Origin of the sequence: Pseudoxanthomonas sp. CCNWLY206-1, assembly GCF_039710385.1 — a bacterium.
GTDB lineage: Bacteria > Pseudomonadota > Gammaproteobacteria > Xanthomonadales > Xanthomonadaceae > Pseudoxanthomonas_A.
This window is the reverse complement of the sequence record NZ_JBDKXI010000003.1, coordinates 222,326-244,191: the sequence shown is the minus strand read 5'-3', so window position 1 is coordinate 244,191 and position 21,866 is coordinate 222,326. Positions and strand designations below refer to the sequence as shown.

Annotated in this window: 19 protein-coding genes, 1 tRNA gene and 1 pseudogene; 12 read left to right on the top strand and 9 right to left on the bottom strand. The window is 62.0% G+C overall.

The genetic code is table 11. The annotated features are described in order from the left end of the window. Positions 1-33 precede the first annotated feature (33 nt). Positions 34-1,296, top strand: coding sequence for an FAD-dependent oxidoreductase (locus AADW18_RS08725; RefSeq protein WP_337342983.1), 1,263 nt, complete (start codon positions 34-36; stop codon positions 1,294-1,296). After that, positions 1,293-2,642 (top strand): glutathione-disulfide reductase, encoded by a 1,350-nt coding sequence (gene gorA, locus AADW18_RS08720; protein WP_337342982.1) that lies wholly within the window; start codon positions 1,293-1,295, stop codon positions 2,640-2,642. Before AADW18_RS08725 ends, gorA begins: the two co-directional genes overlap by 4 nt. 137 nt (positions 2,643-2,779) lie before the next feature. Here the strand turns inward: gorA and AADW18_RS08715 are convergent, their stop codons facing one another. The 6 genes from AADW18_RS08715 to AADW18_RS08690 form a co-directional block, all read right to left on the bottom strand. Beyond that, positions 2,780-3,937 carry an iron-containing alcohol dehydrogenase gene (locus tag AADW18_RS08715; protein ID WP_337342981.1) on the bottom strand — a complete coding sequence of 386 codons (1,158 nt, stop codon included), beginning with the start codon at positions 3,935-3,937 and terminating at the stop codon, positions 2,780-2,782. A 76-nt stretch (positions 3,938-4,013) separates the two neighbouring features. Then, complete coding sequence (locus tag AADW18_RS08710; protein ID WP_337342980.1) at positions 4,014-5,411, bottom strand: aldehyde dehydrogenase family protein; 1,398 nt, start codon at positions 5,409-5,411, stop codon at positions 4,014-4,016. A gap of 79 nt (positions 5,412-5,490) precedes the next feature. Beyond that, positions 5,491-5,925 carry a hypothetical protein gene (locus AADW18_RS08705; RefSeq protein ID WP_337342979.1) on the bottom strand — a complete coding sequence of 145 codons (435 nt, stop codon included), beginning with the start codon at positions 5,923-5,925 and terminating at the stop codon, positions 5,491-5,493. Between the two features lie 103 nt (positions 5,926-6,028). Next, the gene (locus AADW18_RS08700; protein ID WP_337342978.1) at positions 6,029-7,396 is read right to left on the bottom strand and encodes a glutamine synthetase family protein; all 1,368 of its coding nucleotides are present in this window, start codon (positions 7,394-7,396) and stop codon (positions 6,029-6,031) included. A gap of 78 nt (positions 7,397-7,474) precedes the next feature. Further along, positions 7,475-8,965 carry an amino acid permease gene (locus tag AADW18_RS08695; RefSeq protein WP_337342977.1) on the bottom strand — a complete coding sequence of 497 codons (1,491 nt, stop codon included), beginning with the start codon at positions 8,963-8,965 and terminating at the stop codon, positions 7,475-7,477. A 35-nt stretch (positions 8,966-9,000) separates the two neighbouring features. Next, the gene (locus AADW18_RS08690) at positions 9,001-9,804 is read right to left on the bottom strand and encodes an N-formylglutamate amidohydrolase (RefSeq protein WP_337342976.1); all 804 of its coding nucleotides are present in this window, start codon (positions 9,802-9,804) and stop codon (positions 9,001-9,003) included. A 104-nt stretch (positions 9,805-9,908) separates the two neighbouring features. Between AADW18_RS08690 and AADW18_RS08685 the strand changes: the two genes are divergently transcribed. Both AADW18_RS08685 and hutG read left to right on the top strand, forming a co-directional pair. Continuing rightward, positions 9,909-10,826 carry a MurR/RpiR family transcriptional regulator gene (locus tag AADW18_RS08685; RefSeq protein ID WP_337342975.1) on the top strand — a complete coding sequence of 306 codons (918 nt, stop codon included), beginning with the start codon at positions 9,909-9,911 and terminating at the stop codon, positions 10,824-10,826. Positions 10,827-10,835: 9 nt separating this feature from the next. Beyond that, a complete protein-coding gene (gene hutG / locus AADW18_RS08680) occupies positions 10,836-11,612 on the top strand; it encodes an N-formylglutamate deformylase (protein WP_337342974.1) in 777 nt (258 codons plus the stop codon). Between the two features lie 158 nt (positions 11,613-11,770). Here hutG and AADW18_RS08675 read toward each other — a convergent pair whose 3' ends face one another. From AADW18_RS08675 to parE, 3 genes are all read right to left on the bottom strand, one after another. Continuing rightward, complete coding sequence (locus AADW18_RS08675) at positions 11,771-12,895, bottom strand: carboxylate-amine ligase (protein ID WP_337342973.1); 1,125 nt, start codon at positions 12,893-12,895, stop codon at positions 11,771-11,773. A 113-nt stretch (positions 12,896-13,008) separates the two neighbouring features. After that, a tRNA-OTHER gene (locus AADW18_RS08670) sits at positions 13,009-13,097 on the bottom strand. Positions 13,098-13,204: 107 nt separating this feature from the next. Beyond that, positions 13,205-15,094: a DNA topoisomerase IV subunit B gene (gene parE, locus AADW18_RS08665; RefSeq protein ID WP_337342972.1), complete on the bottom strand. Its 1,890-nt coding sequence runs from the start codon at positions 15,092-15,094 to the stop codon at positions 13,205-13,207. 205 nt (positions 15,095-15,299) lie between these two features. Between parE and AADW18_RS08660 the strand changes: the two genes are divergently transcribed. The 8 genes and pseudogenes from AADW18_RS08660 (at position 15,300) to AADW18_RS08625 (ending at position 21,804) form a co-directional block, all read left to right on the top strand. Beyond that, entirely contained in the window at positions 15,300-15,557 is a 258-nt protein-coding gene (locus AADW18_RS08660; protein ID WP_337342971.1) for a hypothetical protein, read from the top strand. 146 nt (positions 15,558-15,703) lie between these two features. Continuing rightward, positions 15,704-17,365: a CTP synthase gene (locus tag AADW18_RS08655; RefSeq protein ID WP_337342970.1), complete on the top strand. Its 1,662-nt coding sequence runs from the start codon at positions 15,704-15,706 to the stop codon at positions 17,363-17,365. A 237-nt stretch (positions 17,366-17,602) separates the two neighbouring features. Beyond that, a complete protein-coding gene (gene kdsA, locus AADW18_RS08650; RefSeq protein WP_337342969.1) occupies positions 17,603-18,436 on the top strand; it encodes a 3-deoxy-8-phosphooctulonate synthase in 834 nt (277 codons plus the stop codon). Positions 18,437-18,524: 88 nt separating this feature from the next. Next, positions 18,525-18,986, top strand: coding sequence for a hypothetical protein (locus AADW18_RS08645; protein ID WP_337342968.1), 462 nt, complete (start codon positions 18,525-18,527; stop codon positions 18,984-18,986). A gap of 15 nt (positions 18,987-19,001) precedes the next feature. Then, positions 19,002-20,285 (top strand): phosphopyruvate hydratase, encoded by a 1,284-nt coding sequence (gene eno / locus AADW18_RS08640; protein WP_337342967.1) that lies wholly within the window; start codon positions 19,002-19,004, stop codon positions 20,283-20,285. A 12-nt stretch (positions 20,286-20,297) separates the two neighbouring features. Then, positions 20,298-20,609 (top strand): annotated as a pseudogene (gene ftsB, locus AADW18_RS08635) (cell division protein FtsB); the annotation flags it as partial. 29 nt (positions 20,610-20,638) lie between these two features. Then, the gene (gene ispD, locus AADW18_RS08630) at positions 20,639-21,334 is read left to right on the top strand and encodes a 2-C-methyl-D-erythritol 4-phosphate cytidylyltransferase (RefSeq protein ID WP_337342966.1); all 696 of its coding nucleotides are present in this window, start codon (positions 20,639-20,641) and stop codon (positions 21,332-21,334) included. Then, positions 21,334-21,804: a hypothetical protein gene (locus AADW18_RS08625; RefSeq protein WP_337342965.1), complete on the top strand. Its 471-nt coding sequence runs from the start codon at positions 21,334-21,336 to the stop codon at positions 21,802-21,804. The genes ispD and AADW18_RS08625 overlap by 1 nt, the downstream gene beginning before the upstream one ends. Positions 21,805-21,866: the final 62 nt, after the last annotated feature.

The window sequence follows — 21,866 nt, the reverse complement described above, 5'->3', positions numbered from 1 at the left end:
CCCAAGCGCCATGACACGCTCTAAACTGCGCAGGTGAGCGCTCAAACCATTCCATCACAAGACGACGTACTGATCATCGGCGGCGGTGCGATCGGCCTGGCTACCGCTTTGGCGCTGCTGGAATCCGGGCGCGGAGTTCGCGTGCTGGAAGCTGCCAGGATCGGCAGCGGTGCATCGCATGGCAATTGCGGCACCATCACGCCCAGCCATGCGCCACCGCTGGCGGCGCCTGGTGTTGTTGCGCAGGCGCTGCGCTGGATGTTCGTGCCGGATGCGCCGCTTTACCTGAAGCCGCGGATAGATCCCGCGTTGTGGCGCTGGCTTGCGCATTTCGCCGCGCGATGCAACCTGCGTGACTGGCGGCAAAGCACCTCCGCACGGTCCGTGTTGCTCAATGATGCGCGGACACGTTTGGTTGATTGGGTGGCGCGCTATGGCCTGCACTGCGAGTTCGAACAGGAAGGCCTGGATTATGTTTTCCGCGAAGCGCGTTATTTCGAACGCCATACCGCCGAATGCGATGCCCTGCGCGAATTCGGTATCGCCAGTGAAGTGATCGTTGGCCAGGACTACGAGCGCAGCGAGCCCGCGGTATTACCGGGCGTCGCCGGTGCCATTCGATTCCCCGGCGATGCGCGCCTGCGCCCCGACCGCTATGTTGCCGAACTGGCGCGGGTGGTGCGCGAGCGTGGCGGCCTCATTGAGGAACAGTGCCGCGTCGAAAGTTTGCACTCGGAAGAAAGTGGCGTTGTTGTCGAAACATCACTGGGCCGACGCCGCGGTCGCGACGTCGTCATGGCACTTGGTGCGTGGTCGTCCGCATTCGCCAAGCCACTAGGCCTGAAGTTGCCCATCCAGCCCGGCAAAGGCTATTCGATCACCTACTCGCGGCCCGCGCAGGTGCCGCAGCGCCCGATGGTGCTGAAGGACCGTTCGGTGTGCGTGACCGTGTGGGACAGCGGCTTCCGTCTGGGTAGCACGATGGAATTCTCCGGGCCCGACACCACGCTCAACACGACGAGGCTGGACGCCCTGGAGCGTGCCGCGCGCGAGTACCTGCGCGATCCCGTCGGCGAGGTAGTGCAAGAACGCTGGTACGGTTGGCGCCCGATGACCTACGACGATCTGCCATTGCTGGGGCGTGTGCCGAATCAGCCACGACTGTGGCTTGCCGCGGGCCATGGCATGCTGGGCATCAGCATGAGCACTGCAACGGGACAACTGATGGCGGACTTGATTACCCAACGCGCGCCTGCCTTCGATCCGGCGCCCTATCGTGTAGAGCGTTTTGCATGAGCGACTTCGACCTGATCGTTGTCGGCGGCGGCTCCGGCGGCCTGGCGGGCGCATTCCGCGCCGCGGCGCATGGAGCGCGAGTGGCGCTGCTGGAGCCAGGCGAGTTGGGTGGCACCTGCGTCAATGTCGGTTGCGTGCCCAAGAAAGCGATGTGGCTGGCGGCGGAATTGTCGCAACACATCACGTTGGCATCGGAGTTGGGATTCAGTACGCCAGCGCCAAAGCTGGACTGGCGCGAATTCATTGTGCATCGCCAGCGCTACATCGCCGGCATCCATACCAGTTATCGCAAACGCCTGGATGAGAACGGCATCGTCTGGATGCCCTGCCGAGGCCGGCTGATCGATCAACACACGGTCGAGAGCGAAGACGGTACCCGGCTGACGGCGCCGCATATCCTGCTTGCGACCGGCGGCCACCCGCGACGGCCCCCCGTGCCAGGTGCGGAACACGGTCTGGTCTCCGATGACTTCTTCAATCTCTGCGAAGCGCCGCCGCGCGTTGCTATCGTGGGAGCCGGCTACGTGGCGGTGGAACTGGCTGGAGTACTGCAGGCATTGGGCAGCCAGGTCGAACTGCTCGTGCGCGGCCAGCGGCTGCTGGAGAGCTTCGACTCCGACCTGACCGCCGAGCTGCTTGAGGATACGAAGCAGCACGGCATCCATGCGCGCTTCGGCTATTCGTTGGCCGGCGTGGAACCAACAGCGGATAAAGGCGTCGTGCTGATCAATACGGCGCAAGTGCGCAGCGAGCGTTTCGATTGCCTGATTTTCGCCACCGGCCGCCGTCCGACCACCGAAGGCCTGGGGCTGGAACTCGCGGGTGTCGGGTTGGATCCTTCGGGCTACATCCAAGTGGATGAATATCAGAACACTACGGCGGCCGGTGTCTACGCCATCGGTGACGTCACCGACCGGGTCGCATTGACGCCAGTCGCGATCGCTGCGGCACGCAGGCTGATGGACCGTGTCTTCGGTGGCAAGCCAGAAGCAAAGCTGGACTACACGGATATCGCGACCGTGGTGTTCTCGCATCCGCCCGTCGGCAAGATCGGGATGACCGAACAGGAAGCGCTGGATCGTTACGGCGACGCCGTTACTGTCTACCGAACACGATTCCGCCCCATGTTGCACGCGTTGGCCGATTCGCCGCAGCGCAGCCTGTTCAAACTGGTCTGCGTGGGCGAGGAAAAACGCGTGGTCGGTCTGCACTTGTTGGGCGAAGGCGCAGACGAAATCCTGCAGGGCTTCGCGGTGGCGATAAAGAAGGGCATTACCCTGTCCGATCTGCACGACACCGTGGCCATTCATCCGACCAGCGCTGAAGAAGTGGTGTTGATGCGGTAGCGTGAGCATCGGCATAGCGTCCTTGTAGGAGCGACGCAAGTCGCGATGAAGCTCTGCCGGTAAAGCTCCATCGCGACTTGCGTCGCTCCTACAAGGAGCCGTCTCGACCCGCTTAGGTCGTTACGATGCTGGTTACGTCACACACGACCCGCTAACGCCGCATCCAACACCTTCGCCGCCGCCGCGGCATCGAACTTGACTGGATTACCACCCGCCGATGGGTCCGCTTCGGCCATCGTCGCAATCTCGCCGGCACGGTTTCCATCCACGCCAAATTCCGGCAGCGTATGTGGAACGCCTAGCTGCGCACGCAGTTCCAGCACAAAGTCCAGAAAACCGGTGAAATCCGCACGCGGCAACTGCAGGTACGCGGCCAGCCGCGCAATCCGCTCCTCGATGGCGCTGCGGTTGAATGCCAGCACGTACGGCATGAAAACCGCATTGGTCATACCGTGATGGGTGTCGTATAGCGCGCCGACCGGATGCGACAACGCATGCATGCCGCCCAGGCCTTTTTGGAAAGCAGTAGCGCCCATGGCGGCCGCGGTCATCATGTCGCCGCGTGCCTCGATGTCGTCTGGCTGCGTGTAAACGCGGGGTAGGGCGTTCTTCACCAAGCGCATGCCTTCCAGCGCGATACCGTCGGCCATCGGGTGATAGCCGGGCGCGCAATAGGCCTCCAGGCAATGCGACAGCGCGTCCATTCCGGTGCCGGCGGTGATCCGTGGCGGCATGCCGACAGTGAGTTGCGGGTCGCAGATCACCGCACCCGGCATCATTTTCGGGTGGAAGATGATCTTCTTGGTGTGTGTGGTTTCATCCGTCAGTACGCCGGCGCGGCCGACTTCCGAGCCCGTCCCCGCGGTGGTGGGGACGGCGATGATCGGCGCAATGCCGTCGGGGTCCGCGCGCGTCCACCAATCGCCGATGTCCTCGAAATCCCAGATCGGCCGCGATTGTCCACTCATGAAAGCGATCAGCTTGCCGGTGTCCAATCCGCTGCCGCCGCCGAACGCTACCACGCCATCATGGCCGCCGTCGCGATAGGCCAGCAGGCCGGCATTGAGGTTGGCTTCGACAGGGTTGGATTTGAGATCGGAAAACAGTTCGGCATCCAATCCTGCCGCGCGTAGTCCCGCTAGTGCGCCTATGGTGATCGGTGAAGATGCCAAGCCTGAATCGGTGACCAGCAGTGGCTTGCGGATGCCGTTGGCCAGGCAGACTTCGGCGAGCTCGGCGATACGGCCCGCGCCGAAACGGATGGCGGTGGGGTAGTTCCAGTTGGCGCGGGTCATGCCAGGTCCCTCGAAGCCTGTCCATGAGCATTCGCGAGCGCCACATGCCGGGCGCAGCAGGATTGGGAAAGGGTTCTCATGGCTTGATCTCGTGGCGAAGGTGGAAGGATTTGGGGCGGGTCAGCGTTTCGTAGCCCACCCGCGACAGCGTGGCACCGCGCCCGGTGTGTTTGACGCCCGTCCACGCCAGCGCCGGGTCCAGGTAATCGCAGCGATTCATATAGACGGTACCGGTGGCGATGGCATCGCCAAGGTCTTCCGCCGCTTCCAGGTCGCGTGTCCAGAGCGAAGCGGTCAGGCCGTAAGCGCTGTCGTTCATCAGCTGCAGAGCTTGTTCGTCGTTCTCCACTGCCATGATGCCGACGACAGGGCCGAAGCTTTCCTCGCGCATTACCGACATCGAATGATCCACATCGATCAGCACCTGTGGCGCGAGATACGGCGTGCCGATGGCATCAGCGGAAAAAGTGGACGCGTCGATCAGCGCGCGCGCGCCGTGGCCGATGGCTTCGGCGATCTGTGCGCGTACGAAGTCTGCACTGGATGCTTTCACCATCGGTCCCAACGTGGTCGCCGGATCCAATGGATCGCCCAGCACGTAGGTGCGCGTCAGTTCGGCGAAGCGCTCGACGAACTCGGAGTACAACTTCCGCGCGACGTAGATGCGCTCGATGCCGCAGCAACTTTGCCCCGAGTTGAAAAAACTGCCGTCCACAAGATTCTCGACGGTGAAGGCAAGATCGGCATCGGCGCGTACATAAGCAGGATCCTTGCCGCCCAACTCCAAGCCCAAACCCAGGAAGTGGCCGCTTGCGGCACGTTCCATCGCACGCCCACCCTCGACCGAGCCGGTGAAGTTGACCTGGTGCACCCGGCCTGATCCGATGACGTGCGCGGCCTGATCGTGGTCCAGCAGCAGGTTGCGGAACAGGCCGGGCGGAAGTCCCGCTTCACGAAACGCCTGTTCGAAACGTTCGCCGACCAGCAGCGTCTGTGTAGCGTGCTTCAGGATGACCGCATTGCCGGCCATCAGTGCGGGAATGATGGAGTTGACCGCGGTCAGATAGGGATAATTCCATGGCGCGATCACGAAGACGGTGCCAAGCGGGTCCCGCCGGATGTAACGTCGGAAACCGGACTTTGGGTCCGGATGGATATCGGCCAGGGCTGCGGGTGCGATATCGATCATATGGCGCGCGCGTTCTTCGAAGCCGCGCAACTCGCCACCGCCGTAGCGCACCGGCCGCCCCATCTGCCATGCCAGTTCCGGCGCGATCTCCTCGCGCATCGCCAACATGGCGTCGACCGCGGCATGGCAATACGCCGCACGATCGGCCAATGGCACTCGCTTCCACGCACGTTGCGCATGACCAGCGGCGTCCAAAGCGGCGGCGACAGTCTGGTCGCTGGCGTAATGGCGCTCCGCATAGACGCGGCCGTCGACTGGCGAAATCAGTTTTACTTCGTTGGTCATGCCGTCCTCAATGCTGTCGAAATCCTGCTTGCCTGAATGTTGTCATATTCCCGTACCTCGACCGCACCCCAGTGAATGGTCACGTGGAAATAATCCCGGCTTCGGTTGCCGTCTCTCGAATGACATAGCGCCCCTTCCCGTCGAGCTCGTCCGGGTCGACCAACACGACGGAATGCTGCCCGGCATGGGACACATGTACGAACGAGTAAGGATTCGCCGTCGCATCATTTACCAGGAGCATGGATCGATCGAGCGCTGTCGCCAGGCGTGAGGCGCTCTCAAGAATAGCTTGGCTGGGAAAAGCCTCGGGCAAGTAAATGGTGATGAGTTGGGCGTACGCGTGAGCGTCGGTAGTTGAGCTTTCGACCACGCACGTTACCGCGGATGCATCGATTTCTTCGATGCTATGGACGACATTTACGCCGTCTTTTGCGACGCCGAGCATTACCGCAATACCGCGTTGCAACGCTTCATCACCTGCTGGCTCGCTCAGGGATGCATCAAACCAGATCATGTTCCAACTCTCCAGATCGCGCTGTCTTTTGTAGGAGCGACGTGAGTCGCGATAGGCTTCTACCGGCAATCTGTCGCGACTCACGTCGCTCCTACAACAAAGGTCAATATCGCTCAAACCCGCGCCGCACTTCCCAATCGGTCACACGCCGGTCGTACTCGAATTGTTCCCATTCTGCCGTGTGGACGTAGTGATCGACCACCTCATCGCCCAGCGCCTTGCGCAACATCTTCGACCCGCGCAACGCATCCGTGGCATCGCGCAGCGTCTTGGGTACCTCGGGGAGTTTGTCGCCATGGTAGGCATCGCCATCGTGCGGCCTGCCCAGTTTCAGCTTCTCGTCGATGCCCGCCAGTCCCGCGGCAATCAGCGCGGCATACGCGAGATAGGGATTGAGATCGGCGCCGCCGATGCGGCATTCGATGCGGATACCTTTGCCACCTTCACCGCACAGGCGGAAACCAGCGGTGCGATTGTCGACGCTCCAGATCGCCTTGGTCGGTGCGAACGTGCCTGCCTGGAAGCGCTTGTAGGAGTTGACGTACGGCGCCAGGAACCAGGTGATGTCGCGCGCGTATTTCACCTGGCCGGCTACCCATTGGCGCATCAGCTCGGACATGCCGTGCTCATCCTTGGGGTCGTGGAACTTCGGCTTGCCGGTCTTGGCGTCCCACAGGGAGTTGTGGATGTGGCTGCTGGAACCGGCCAGGTCGTACTTCCATTTGGCCATGAAAGTGATCGACTTGCCGTGCTGCATGGCGATCTCCTTGCAACCGTTCTTCATGATGGCGTGGCGGTCGGCCATCTCCAGCGCTTCGGCATAGCGCACGTTGATTTCTTCCTGTCCCGGTCCCCATTCGCCCTTGGTGTTTTCCACGGGAATGCCGGCGGCCTGCATGCCGCGCCGCATCGCCCGCATGACCGGCTCCTCGCGGGTAGTCTGCAGGATGTGGTAGTCCTCGATGTAGTAGCCAGCGGTCTTTGGATTGCGGTAGTCGCGCGCATTCAAGGCTTCATAGGTTTCGTCGAACAGATAGAACTCCAGCTCCGACGCGAACATTCCGACGTAACCGCGTTCCTTCAAGCGGGCGATCTGTTTCTTCAATATCGCTCGCGGGCTATGCGGAAGGTCGTTGTGGTGGTGATCCAGTACGTCGCACAGGACGAGCGCAGTGCCTTCCAGCCATGGGATACGGCGCAGCGTGGAGAGGTCCGGTTTCAGCGCGAAGTCGCCATAGCCTTTGTCCCAACTGGCTGCGGCATAACCCGGTACCGGCTCCATGTCGATGTCGTCGGCCAGCAGATAATTGCAGCCGTGGGTTTCGTCATGCGCGCTGTCCAGGAAAAACTCGGCCTGGAAGCGTTTGCCGATCAGCCTTCCCTGCATGTCCACCATGCAGGCCAACACGGTGTCGATGCTGCCATCGGCAACGGCGCGCTTGAGGTCGGCGAAGCTTAGCGGTGCTGTCATTTCTCATTTCCAAAAGAAGATGTTCCGTAAGTGGGAATCAAGCGGCGGCGCCGATGCGCCGCCGCTTCGGAGCCACGGTCAAGCAGCTGTTTCTTTTTTGTGTTCCAGCGCGAATTCCTCTTCTGGCGACAGGATCAGGCGATGGCGACCACGGATGGCGAAGTAGAGGATTCCCGCCACGAACCAGATCGCCACCCACATGACCGCCGTGCTGTAGGCGGGATCCTGGATCTGATAGAAAAGCGTGACCACTGCGATGATCATGGTCAGCGCGGCGCCGAAGATGCCGAACGGGCTCCGATACGGGCGATGGATGTGCGGCAGTTTCTTGCGCAATACGATGAAGGACAGCGCCTGCATGAAGTAACTGAACATTGCGCCGAATACCGCCATGTTCAGCAATATGCCGCCGATTTTCTTTCCACCTTCTTCCGAACCCAGCCCGAACCACAGCGCGAACATCACCGCAAGCGCAATAACCGAGCCGAAGATCATGGCGACATGCGGCGTCTTGCGCGTGCCATGGGTGATCGACAGAGCAGGTGGGAAATAACCTGCGCGGGCAAGCGAATAGACCTGCCGGCCCTTGGCGAAGATGATCGTATGGAAGCTCGCTACCAGGCCCAGTACGGCCACGGCGGACAACAGCTTGGCCGTGTCTTCGCCGTAGATCGCCTTGAATCCGTCCAGCAGCGGCTCGCCCGAGGTGCTCAGCTTGAAAGCCCCGATACCGGCCACGGAAGGATTCAGCCACATGATCATGAAAGCCGACACGATCAGGGTGAACATGCCCAGGATGATGCCTTTGGGCATGTCGCGCTTGGGATCAACGGATTCTTCGGCGGCCAGCGGCAATTGCTCGATCGCCAGGAACAGCCATACCGCGAACGGCAAGGTGGCCAGCACGCCCTTGATGCCAAAGGGGAACAGCGAACCCCCGCCTTCGGGTAGCTCCACCGGCGCACCGTCCGGCCCGGCGCCTACGTTCAGCGCCCAACGGTTGAAGTCGATATGCGGAAGCGCGCTCACCCAGAACACCACCAGGCAGCCCAGGGCGAGCAGCGTCACCACCAAGGTGATGCGGAAGGAGAGTTCCACACCGATGACATTCAAGCCGACGAACAGGATGTAGAAGCCTATCCACCACAAAGGTTGCGCGGCGGCGGGCGTGCCGAATATTCCGCCCATGTAGCTGCCGATGAAGAACACGATGACCGCCGGCGTCAGCACGTACTCGACATTTTCCGACAGACCGGTCAGGAAGCCTCCCCATGGCCCCATCGCCGTGCGCGCGAAAGAATAGGCTGCGCCGGTGTGCGGCAGTGCCGGGCTCATCTCCGCGATGGAGAAGGTCAGGCCCAAGTACATCACCGCGATGATGATGCCGGCCACCAGCATGCTGCCCCAGCCATTGCTCAAGCCCAGGTTCCAGCCGGAAAAATGCCCGGAAATCACTGCGCCCACCCCGAGCGCCCACAACGACCACACGCCGGCATATCGTCGCAAGCCGCGTTTTTCGAAGTACGCCTGATCGACCTTGGTGTAGCTGATACCCGATTGCTGAGACATGTAAATCCCCTTGCGGTGGTTACAGCGATGGACGGTTAGCTGCGTACAGTGGCCTCCTGGCCTGCAGTGGCATCATGGAATGCGCGCACCAGCAGCGGTGCCAGGCGGTCTGCCCAGGCACGCTGGCCGGATGGTTCGGAGATCAGGTCGTTGCGGACTTCGATCATCACGCAGGGCAGGCCGTGGGCCTCGGCATGGCGATCGAGCGTGTGATAGACGCCGTTCTCCGGTGCATAGGGTTCGTTATCGCCGATTTCCAACGAGGCGTCGCTTTCGCGCAATGCCGCCAGCAATGAATCAGCCATGCGGCGATCGCGATGCGAAAGCACGCCGATTTGCCAAGGGCGCGACTGGTCGCGGTAGACAGGCGTGAACGAATGTATGGCAATGACGGCGGTGGGCCGTTGCTGTTCCCGACGCTTGGCGATCAATTCGGCGATGGCGTCGTGGTAGGGCGCATAGATGCGGTTGCGGCGACGACGGCGTTCTTCGGCATCGAGGCTGGTATTACCCGGGATCGTGGTGTTTTCACTGGTTGCCGGGATGGAATCGTGCGCATCCGGATGGCGATTGACGTCCAGCAGCAAGCGGGAAATGGTGGGATGCAGCAGTGGCGCGTCCAGCGCTTCCGCCAGGTGCTCCGACAACGCCAGTGCTCCTATGTCCCACGCGATGTGACGCAGCAAGTCAGCATCCGCCAAGCCGAGCCCTTGATAGTGCGGAGGGATGTAGTGGCTGGCATGGTCGCAGGTAACGACGAAGGCGCCACGACGGTCCATGCCCACGGTTCGTACCGTGCTGCCGTCATGCCCTGCTTCGGAATTTACCGCGTCCGCCATGGCTGGTTGCCGCCCTGTAATGAAAAGTACAGAACACGAGGAGATTGCCTTTCCTGAAAAAAGTCTAACAATTAGAGCCAGTTGTCAACTGGGGCGTCAAAACCATGCGGACGGTGATGGAGAGGTTGCGGGACGGGCTGGCCGGTTTCCCCGCCACGGAGCGGCGGGTGGCGCACCGGATATTGGCCGATTACCCGGTCGCCGGGCTGCAGAGCGCCAGCGATCTGGCCCGTGACGTCGGGGTGAGCGCGCCGTCCGTGTTGCGGATGGTGTCGCGCATGGGGTTTGCCTCGTACCCGGATTTCCAGCGGGTAATGCGCGAAGAGCTGACTGCCCAACTCAGTTCGCCGCTGAGTAAGTCGCCCGCGGCGGCGCGGCGGCAAATGGGAACCACGGTAGCGCCGCGCCTGCAGAAGTTCGTCACCGTCTTGGAGGGCAATCTGCACGAAACCTTTACCCATCTTCCGACCGCCGAATTCGACGAAGTGGTGCGGTTGCTGGCCGACCGCCATCTCCGCCTGCACCTGATCGGCGGCCGCTTTACCGATGCACTGGCGCGTTACCTGTCGGCGCAGCTGCGCATCGTCCGTCCCGGCGTCAATCACCTGGAAGACCAGGAAGACAACTGGTATGACCAGGTACTGGATATGGGAAAACGCGATGTGCTGGTGGTATTCGACATCCGCCGTTACCAGCCCAGCCTGTTGCGGTTGGCCGAAGCCGCCGCCAAGCGGCAGGCGCGATTGGTGCTGATCACCGATCAATGGCTGTCGCCGATTTCCCGTTTGGCCGCGCACGTGTTGCCGGCGCGAGTGGCGGTGCCCTCGGTTTGGGATTCCAATGTGGCGTTGATGGCCATCGTCGAGGCGCTACTAGCGGAGGCTACCCAGTTGGATTGGGAATACGGCCAGAAGCGGATGCGCGAGCTGGAAGCGGTGCGGAACGCCGAGCCGTCTTTCCCCAAGTCCGTGAGCGCCCCGAAGAAAGTGCCTGCTCGTCGGGTACCCGCCAGCAAGCGCTAAAATACTCGGATGGATATCTTCACTCTGCATCGCGGCTCCGCGCCGCTGCTGATCAGTCTGCCGCACAACGGCACGACATTGCCGGATGACATGGCAGTTCGATTCACCGAAACCGCCAAGCGCGTACCGGATACCGATTGGCATGTCGCACGGCTTTACGATTTCGCGCGCGCCTTGGGCGCGTCGATTCTGGTGCCGCAGTATTCCCGCTACGTCGTCGATCTGAATCGACCGGAAGACGATGTTTCGCTTTATCCCGGACAGAACACCACCGGCCTGTGCCCCATCGTGCAGTTCACCGGTGAGTCGGTGTATCTCGATGGGCAGCAGCCAACACCGGAAGAGATCACCGCGCGCGTCGATCGCTACTGGCGTCCTTATCATCAGGCGCTGGCCGAGGAGATCGCCCGCATTCGTGCGGCGCATGGACGCATGGTGCTATGGGAAGGGCATTCCATTCGCAGCGTGGTGCCGTTCCTGTTCGAAGGACGGTTGCCCGATTTCAACCTGGGTACGGCTGGCGGCGCCAGCTGTTCTCCGGCATTGCGACAACGCTTGGTGCAAGCGCTGGAAACGCAGACCGACTTCAGCTTCGTTGTGGATGGCCGTTTTCGAGGTGGCTATATCACTCGCCATTACAGCGATGTCGCCGCAGGCGTGGAAACCGTGCAGTTGGAGTTGGCGCAGCTGAATTACATGGACGAAGACAGTTTCGAGTACGTGCCGGAGCGTGCGGAAAAAACGCAGGCGCTGATCCGTCGGTTGCTGGAGCTTACGCTGCAATGACCGAAGTCGACGCACCGGTTGGCGTGATGGCCGGCGTTGTCGTGATCTTTGTTGGGAAGATGTAGCGTGCGCTGGACGCACCTTGACGGAATGTGCGGAGGCGTCCGTGCGCACAGCGCGCGCTACAGCGAAGCCTATGTGCCGCCTCTGCCCGGAGTTCAGGCTCTGACGCTTGCCTCCGCCAGCCAATCGACCACCGCCTGCAATGCCTCGGTGCGGTTCCGTCCCAACGTGCGCTGTTCGCGGTAGAGCGCCAGTTGCCGATGTGCGCTACTGCCTTCGGCCATGATGGTCCACAGCCGTTCGATCTGCGGCCCGCATTCCAGCGCCTGGATGTCATCCACCAGCGCATCCAAGGTGCTGTGCAGTGTTTCCCGTACCGATACCAGGCGGTTGCTGGATAGATCGATCAGGCCGGCATCGAACCCATAGCGCTGCGCGCGCCACAGGTTCTCGTCGATCACCGCTTGACCTCCGGCATCCAACGAGCGGTGCAGATCGGGATGGTGTTCGAGATGCCGGACCAGGCAGCGGAACAGCTGCGCGATAGCAAGCGCGTCGCGTAGATCGGTGCAGCAGTCGGTGACGCGAAGTTCCATGGTGGGAAATGCCAGCGACGGGCGCAAGGCCCACCACAGGAAACTCGCGTTCTTGATCGCGCCACCCTGGGTAAGGCGTTGCACGTACTCGTCGTATTCGCGCTCGGTCTGGAAAAGTGGTGGAAGTCCCGAGCGCGGGATTTCCTGGTAGGCCGTTTGCCGGTAACCCATCAGGCCGGTGGGATGGCCCATCCAGAACGGAGAGGACGTACTGAGTGCCAGCAACAATGGCAGGAATGGCTGCAATCGGCTAAGCAGGCTGATGCGTGATTCTTGTCGTGCAGGTTGCACATGAACATGCAAGCCGCACAGCAGGTTGCGCTGCCCAAGCATCTGCAATTCGTCCATGACCTGGTCGTAATGCGGCTTGTCGGTGCTGCGCTGGCCGCGCCAGAATCCCAAGGGATGAGTACCGGCAGCGATGATGGCCAAGCCGTGCCGCCCCGCGATTTCGCCCAGCCTGGCGCGCATTTCGGTGAGGTCAGCCAGCGCCTCGGTGGGCGAGTGGTGAACCGTGGTCTGCACTTCCACCTGCGTCTGCAGCATTTCGCTGCCGAACCGTTCGCCGAGCGTCTGCACGCATTCGTCAAAAAAAGCCCGCGGCATGTGCCGAAGCCGCCGCGCATTGCGGCGGATCAGGAAATACTCTTCTTCGATGCCGAAGGTATAGGGATGATCCTGCATCCGTTCTCCCAACGCGGTAGCGCGGGCACCGTTTATCGCATCGGGCTGGTGAATGATTCGTTGAACGGGCTGTGACAGGGCGTTGCCTAATTGGCCTATCCCATGACCCGGGTCGCCGACGGCAGGGATTGAACCTGCACCCACACCGGAAATCCGGTGGGGACTGCTGTGGCAGTACGTCTACCTATTCCGTCACGTCAGCAAAGAATCCCTGCGCCCAGAGGATTTGTAGGATGGGTCGAGCGCAGCGACACCCATCTGCCGGATGGATTGATGGGTGTCGCTGCGCTGATCCATCCTACGAGCCAATCAGACTTCCAAGGAAGCCAGATCACCCTTGTTCTCCAACCAAGTCTTCCGATCTCCCGCTCGCTTCTTAGCCAGCAACATATCCATCAACGATCGCGTTTCAGCGACGTCGTCTACCGTCAACTGCACTAATCGCCGCGTGTCAGGGTGGATGGTGGACTCGCGCAGCTGTGGCGCGTTCATTTCGCCCAGGCCTTTGAAGCGGGTGACATTCACCGCGCCGCGGATCTTCTCGCGCTCGATCTTGTCCAGCAGCACGCGCTTCTCTTCCTCATCCAGCGCGTAGAACACCTGCTTGCCCACGTCCACGCGGAACAGCGGCGGCATGGCGACGAAAACGTGGCCGGCGTCCACCAGCGCGGGAAAGTGGCGCAGGAACAGCGCCGTGAGCAAGGTGGCAATATGCAGGCCATCGGAGTCGGCGTCGGCCAGGATGATGACCTTGCCGTAGCGCAGGCCGGTGATGTCGTCCTTGCCGGGGTCGCAGCCGATGGCTACTGCCAGGTCGTGCACTTCGGTCGATGCCAGCACACCGGTAGAAGCGACTTCCCAGGTGTTCAGGATCTTGCCGCGCAGCGGGAGAATGGCCTGGAAATCCTTGTCGCGCGCTTGCTTGGCGCTGCCGCCAGCGGAGTCGCCTTCCACCAGGAACAGCTCCGTGCGCGAAAGATCCTGGCTGATGCAGTCGGCCAGCTTGCCGGGCAGGGCGGGGCCCTGGGTGACTTTCTTGCGGACGATCTGCTTTTCCGTCTTCAGGCGTGCGCTGGCGCGATCGATCGCGATCTGCGCGATCTTCTCGCCGGTTTCGACGTGCTGGTTCAACCACAATGAAAACGCGTCGTGCGCGGCCCCTTCGATGAAGCCGGCCGCTTGGCGCGAGCTCAGGCGTTCCTTCGTCTGACCGCTGAATTGCGGATCGGTCAGCTTCAGCGACAACACGAACGCCACGCGGTCCCAGACATCTTCCGGCGCCAGCTTGACGCCACGCGGCAGCAGATTGCGGAAGTCGCAGAACTCGCGCAACGCATCGGTCAGGCCGCTGCGCAAACCATTGACGTGGGTACCGTGCTGAGCGGTGGGAATCAGATTGACGTAGCTCTCCTGCACCAGCTCGCCTTCCGGGACCCAGGCGACCGCCCAATCGACGATCTCCATGTCCTTCTTAACGTGGCCGACGAACAACTCGGGCGGCAGCAGTTCGCGTCCCTGCATTTCGCCCTTCAGGTAATCGCGCAGACCATCCTCATAACGCCACGAATCGCGCTCGCCGGTAGCTTCGTCCAACAGGCTGACATTCAAGCCGGGGCAGAGCACTGCCTTGGCACGCAGCAAGTGGCGCAGGGCGCGCACATTGAATTTAGGTGTATCGAAATATTTCGGGTCGGCCCAGAAGCGCAGGCGGGTGCCGGTGTTCTTCTTGCCTACCGTGCCGACCGTTTCCAGCTTGGACGCCGCATTGCCGTCACGGAACTCCATGCGGTATTCGTTGCCGTCTCGCTTGATGAAGAGTTCCACCTTCTTCGACAGCGCGTTGACCACGCTGACGCCGACGCCATGCAAGCCGCCGCTGAAGGTGTAGTTGCGATTGTTGAACTTGCCGCCGGCGTGCAGGCGGGTGAGGATCAGTTCGACGCCTGGAATCTTCTCTTCCGGATGGATATCCACCGGCATGCCGCGGCCGTCGTCGCTCACTTCGCAGCTGCCATCCTTGAACAACGTCACCTCGATCTCGCGGGCATGGCCGGCCAAGGCTTCGTCCACGGCGTTGTCGATCACTTCCTGCGCCAGATGGTTGGGGCGCGTGGTGTCGGTGTACATGCCAGGGCGGCGCTTGACCGGGTCCAGGCCAGAGAGGACTTCGATATCGGCGGCGTTGTAGCGGCTACTCATAGGGTCTGTTTCGTTTCTCGGATCACTGGAAATATGCGGCTTCCGGCCTGACGAGCATGCGGGGCGGCGGTCGGCGCGGAAGTGTGCGGCTTGGCGGCGTTTTTTGCACGTTCACCGGCAAGTTGGGCGGAGAGGGCTAAAGTCATCAAACTTTAGACGGGCCGCGTCTGCCCAGCTGAGATTCCGCGTCACCGGAGAATGCCGAATGAAACTGCGAAACATCCTACTGCTCACCACCGCGATTGCTGCCGCGCTTGCCGCGACGGCGAGCTTTGCCCAGTCGCGCACCGGCGCCGGAGCTCAAGGCAGCGATCAGAAGTCGCAGTCCGACGACTCCGAAGCCGACATGAAAGCCAAGCGCCGGGCAGCCAACGAAGCCGCGGCCGCGGCGCGCGCCAAGAAGCAGGGCGAAGAGGGCAAGAAGTCCGGACCGCAGGAAGAGGAAGAAGAACGCAAGCCTTGATTCAGGCCTTCATCTTCTGCTGAATCCTTTGCCGCACAAGGCCTCCGAGCCGACGCGGCAACCGTTGGCGCCCCGCTTAGGCGGGGCGTCGCGCTTTGAGAAACCCGGCCGTGCCGGTAGACTATGGCTTTCCGGAGCCCTGCCAAATGACTCCCCTCATTTTCGTTACCGGCGGCGTCGTGTCCTCGCTAGGCAAGGGCATTGCCGCCGCTTCGCTTGCGTCCATCCTGGAAGCACGTGGCCTGAGGGTCACGATGATGAAGCTGGACCCCTACATCAATGTGGACCCGGGCACCATGAGCCCGTTCCAGCACGGCGAGGTGTACGTCACCGACGACGGCGCCGAAACCGATCTGGATCTGGGCCACTACGAACGCTTCGTCCGCACGCGGCTATCGCGCAAGAATTCGATCACCACCGGTCGCATCTACGAGAACGTCATCCGCAAGGAGCGTCGCGGCGACTATCTCGGCGCCACCGTGCAGGTGATCCCGCACATCACTGACGAGATCCGCCGCTGCATCGACGAAGCCACCGAAGGCTTCGACGTGGCGTTGGTGGAAATCGGCGGCACGGTGGGTGACATCGAGTCGCTGCCGTTCCTGGAAGCCATCCGCCAGATCCGCACCGAGCGCGGCCCGGAGAAAGCGCTGTTCATGCACCTGACGCTGGTGCCGTATGTCGCTGCTGCCGGAGAGCTGAAGACCAAGCCCACGCAGCACTCGGTCAAGGAACTGCGTTCCATCGGTATCCAGCCCGATGTGCTGCTGTGCCGTTCCGAGCAGGTCATTCCCGATTCGGAACGCCGCAAGATTTCGCTGTTCACCAACGTGCCCGAGCGCGCCGTCATCAGCGTCCCCGACGTGGACGTGCTGTACAAGATTCCGTTGAGCCTGCACGACCAAGGGCTGGACGACATCGCCATCCGCCAGCTGCGCCTGGAAGTGACCAAGCCGGCGAATCTTTCCGAGTGGGAAGCCGCCGTCGATGCCACGCTCAATCCTCTGGACGAAGTGACCATCGCCGTCGTCGGCAAGTATGTCGACCATCAGGATGCCTACAAGTCCGTCGGTGAGGCGCTGAAGCACGGCGGCCTGCGCCAGCGCACGCGCGTCAACCTGAAGTGGATCGAAGCGCAGGAGCTGGAAGGCACCGACATGTCCGTGTTGCAGGGCGTGGATGGCATTCTGGTGCCGGGCGGGTTCGGTGACCGCGGCTTCGAAGGCAAGGTGCTTACTTCGCAATTCGCGCGTGAACATCATGTGCCGTATTTCGGCATCTGCTACGGCATGCAGGCGGCCGTGGTCGACTATGCCCGGCACGTGGCTGGCCTGACCGGCGCCAATAGCACCGAGAACGACAAGCAATCCCCGCACCCGGTCATCGGCCTGATCACGGAATGGCGCACCGCCAGCGGCGACGTCGAAAAGCGCGACGAGAAATCCGACCTGGGCGGCACCATGCGGCTGGGTTTGCAGGAAGCGCGTCTGAAACCCGGCGCATTGGCGCGCGAGCTGTACGGCAAGGACGTGGTGTCCGAACGCCACCGCCACCGTTACGAATTCAACAACCGCTACCGCACTCAACTGGAAGACGCCGGCCTGGTGATTTCCGCCAAGTCGATGGACGACCTGCTGGTGGAGATGGTCGAACTGCCACGTAGTCAGCATCCGTGGTTCCTGGCCTGCCAGGCACATCCGGAGTTCCTGTCCACCCCGCGCGACGGCCATCCATTGTTCGTTGGCTTCATCCGCGCCGCGCGCGAAAAGAAAGCCGGCGGCAAGCTGTTGAAGGAAGCGCGGGCGTGACTAAACCCACGCAATTCCTTTCTCCCTTCGGGGTGAAGGCACGCCGCTTACGAGCCATCGGCTCGTGCGCGCCTGAACGCCCTGCGCGCTGCGTAGGGCTGGGGCGCGAAGCGACGTGCCCCGAAGGGGCGGAAGAGGGTCCGGCGGCGACATGACGCCTGCCCCATCCGGACTTCCCCGTACCCTCACCCCAACCCCTCTCCCGGAGGGAGAGGGGCACTACCAGTTGGAGTCTCAATGAAACTCTGCGGATTCGAAGTTGGTCTGGACCAGCCCTTGTTCCTGATCGCCGGTCCCTGTGTGATCGAGTCGATGCAGTTGCAGCTCGACGTCGCGGGTCGCTTGAAGGAGATCACCGGCAAGCTGGGGATGAACTTCATCTTCAAATCCAGCTTCGACAAGGCCAACCGCACGTCCGGTACCAGTTTCCGCGGTCCCGGCATGGAAGAGGGCCTGAAGGTGCTGGCCGAGGTGAAGAAGCAGATCGGCGTGCCGGTGCTGACCGATGTGCACGAATACACGCCGATGGATGAAGTCGCGGCAGTTGTGGATGTGCTGCAGACGCCGGCCTTCCTGGTGCGGCAGACCGACTTCATCAAGAAGGTCTGCGCGGCAGGCAAGCCGGTCAATATCAAGAAGGGCCAGTTCCTGTCCCCTTGGGACATGAAGCCGGTGGTGGAGAAGGCCAAGTCCACAGGCAACCAGGCGATCATGGTCTGCGAGCGTGGCGCCAGCTTCGGCTACAACAATCTGGTCAGTGACATGCGCAGCCTCAGCGTGATGCGCGAGACTGAGTGCCCGGTGGTGTTCGATGCCACGCATTCGGTGCAGTTGCCGGGCGGTCAGGGCACCAGTTCCGGTGGCCAGCGCGAGTTCGTGCCCGTGCTGGCGCGCGCGGCGGTGGCCGTGGGCGTGGCGGGCTTGTTCGCCGAAACCCACCCGGATCCGTCCAAGGCGCTGTCCGATGGCCCCAACGCGTGGCCGTTGGACAAGATGGAAGCGCTGCTGGAAACCCTGCTGGCGCTGGATTCGATCACCAAGAAGAATGGGTTCTTGGAGAGTACGGTCTGATGGAACGCGCGCGGGATAGCAGCGCTTTGCGCGTACTCTTTTCATGGAGCCTGCCAACGTGAGGCGATTCGGGCCCACAGTTCTTCTGATGGCTTCGATGATGACCAGTGGTAGTGCAATGGCCTGCAGCATCCCAGGGAAGCAATGGCCAACGACGGCCGAACTGGCCATTGCGTCGGACTTAGTTTTCATCGCCCATGTTGAACGCATCCGTCGCATGAGCCCGGAAGACACAAAGCTCATGGAGGCCATCAGCAGCGGGAACCCGCCCCTCAATGTGGCATTCTTACCCCCGACACACCCTGCAGACTTCTCGGTGTTGCGCGTCCTGAAGGGCACCGTACCTGAGCATGTCCTATTGCAGAGCGCAGTCCAGAACTGCTCCGGTGTCCACCTCGAAGAAGGCGGGGATTACCTCATTTTCGCGAACCGGCCTTCGATGGCCGGCGATGATATTGCTCCCATCAAGGGCTCGTTTAAGCTGGATGACAGCGAGTACACGCAAGACGAACTCCGCAAAGTCGAATTCCTCTTCCCCTCCAAACGCTAGCGCCGACCAACAACCATGACCAACATCGCCAAGATCCACGCCCGTGAAATCCTCGACAGCCGCGGCAATCCCACCCTCGAAGCCGAGGTCACGCTGGGAGACGGCTCTTTCGGTCGCGCCATGGTGCCGTCGGGCGCCTCCACCGGTGCCAAGGAAGCGGTGGAACTGCGCGATGGCGACAAGACCCGCTACCTGGGCAAGGGCGTGCGCAACGCCGTCGCCAACGTCAACGGCCCCATCGCCAATGCGCTGAAGGACTTCGACGCCAACGACCAGGAAGGGCTGGATCGCCGGTTGATCGATCTGGACGGCACCGAGAACAAAGGCCGGCTGGGCGCGAACGCGCTGCTGGGCGTTTCCCTGGCCAATGCGCATGCGGTGGCCGCCTCCCGCAAGCTGCCGCTGTGGCAGCACCTGGCCACCGGCAAGGTCACGCTGCCGGTACCGATGATGAACATCATCAACGGCGGTGCGCATGCCGACAACAACGTGGACTTCCAGGAGTTCATGGTGCTGCCGGTCGGATTCGACTCGTTCGCCGAATCGCTGCGCGCCGGTACCGAGATATTCCATTCGCTGAAGTCAGTGCTCAAGGGTCATGGTTTGAGCACGGCGGTCGGCGACGAAGGCGGCTTCGCGCCGGACTTCCGCAGCAATGTGGAAGCGCTGGACACGATTCTGGAAGCCATCGGCAAGGCCGGCTACACCGCGGGCGAAGACGTCCTGCTGGGTCTCGATGTGGCCTCCAGCGAGTTCTACGACAATGGCAAGTACCACTTGGTGGGCGAGGGCAAGCGCCTGACCAGCGAGCAGTTCGTCGATTTCCTCGCCGACTGGTCCGCGCAGTACCCCATCATCACCATCGAAGACGGCTTGGCCGAGGACGACTGGGCCGGCTGGAAGCTGCTGACCGAGCGTATCGGCCACAAGATCCAGCTGGTCGGCGACGACCTGTTCGTCACTAATCCCAAGATCTTCAAGGAAGGCATCGAGTCCGGCACCGCCAACGCCATCCTGATCAAGGTCAACCAGATCGGTACGCTCAGCGAGACGTTGGAAGCCATCGCCATGGCTCATCGCGCCAACTACGCGGCGGTCGTTTCGCATCGTTCCGGCGAGACAGAAGACACCACCATCGCCGACATCGCGGTGGCGACGACAGCAACGCAGATCAAGACCGGCTCGCTGTGCCGCAGCGACCGCGTGGCCAAGTACAACCAGTTGCTGCGTATCGAAGAGGCGTTGGGTAGCGCGGCTCAGTACGCCGGCCGCCAGGCCTTCGTATCGCTGAAGCGTTAACAGGTCCTAGCCGTGCGGGGACTCCGCTGGGTACTGCTGGTGCTGGTACTGCTGCTGGGATGGCTGCAGTACCGGTTCTGGTTCGGTGCCGCCAGCTCGGGCCAGGTGGTCGCGTTGGAGAATCAGGTCGCCCACCAGAAGCGCGAGAACGCCGGCTTGCAGGAGCGCAACGACGCACTGGCCGCGGAAGTCGAGGACCTTAAGTCCGGCGAAGCGGCGGTGGAAGAACGCGCGCGCAGCGAGTTGGGGATGATCAAGCCTGGTGAGAAGTTCTACCGCGTGGTCGAGCCCGTCTCGTCCACGCCGCCGCCCACTGACGAAAATGCTTCTGAATCCGAGGCGGAGACGCACTGATGCCCATATGGGTAGTGATTCCAGCGGCCGGACGGGGGCTGCGCTTCGGTGGCGAAACTCCCAAGCAGTATCTGCATGTCGATGGCCAGCCGCTGATCGCGTATGCGTTGTCCGCGTTGTTGGCGCATCCGACGGTGGAGGGTGCGGTAGTGGCGATCTCGGAAAACGACACTGATTGGCCGGGCTGGTCGCATTACGCGGGCAAGCCGGTGTTGACATGCATGGGAGGCGCCACGCGCGCGCAATCGGTTCTGGCCGGTTTGAAGGCGCTGCCGGACACCGTGCGTTCCGATGATTTTGTGTTGGTGCATGACGCCGCCCGCCCCAATCTTTCCGCTGCCGATCTGGAGCAACTGCTCGAACGCGGCCGCAACGATCCGGTAGGCGCGATTCTGGCCGCTCCCGTGCGCGACACGCTCAAGCGTGCCGGCGACGATGGCGGCATCGATGGAACCGAACCCCGTTCGCGACTATGGCGTGCGTTCACACCGCAACTGTTTCGACGCCTGCAATTGTCGCGTGCGCTGGAAGCTGCCGATGCGGCTGGCATCGAATGCACCGATGAATCAATGGCGATGGAGCGGCTGGGCTTGCGGCCCTTGCTGGTCGAAGGTTCCGAGGACAACTTCAAGGTCACTACCCGCGCGGACCTGGTGCGGTTCGAATTCGAGTTGTCCCAGCGAAAGAGCGGGTGATGAGATTCGAGGACGCCCTCGCGCACGAATGGCTTCAATTGGCCAGGGGCGATGACATCGTCGTCGACGATGCTGATATCAACCGGGAAGCGCGGGAAAATATGTGGGTTTTCTCGCCACGGGAAGACCAGCTTGAGAGAGTCGATACCGACACTACGATGCGGTTCGTGGACGAAATCATCCACCTCAGGCGTACCGCATTGTCGGATCGTAGGCTGCCTGAGATGATTTTCTACTGTTGGCACGATCATCAGGCACGACAATTGCGCTTCAGCCTGGTTTCGTCCTCGCATGGCCGCTTGCCTTTCGCACGTGAAGTACAACAAGTCGATCTGCGGAGTATTGTTGGCTCAGTCGTGCACAACGATTGGCTTAACCCGGGATGGGGAGAGCAAGAGCACGCCGGCCCAGCGACGCCTTCGCCCGATGGTTTGCAGGTGTTTGCGGTCAAACTGACAGCAAACACCTGACCGTCACGTACACAACGACTAAGGCTCTATCTTTCGCTCTCGCGAGAGCTTGCAGCCGAAGA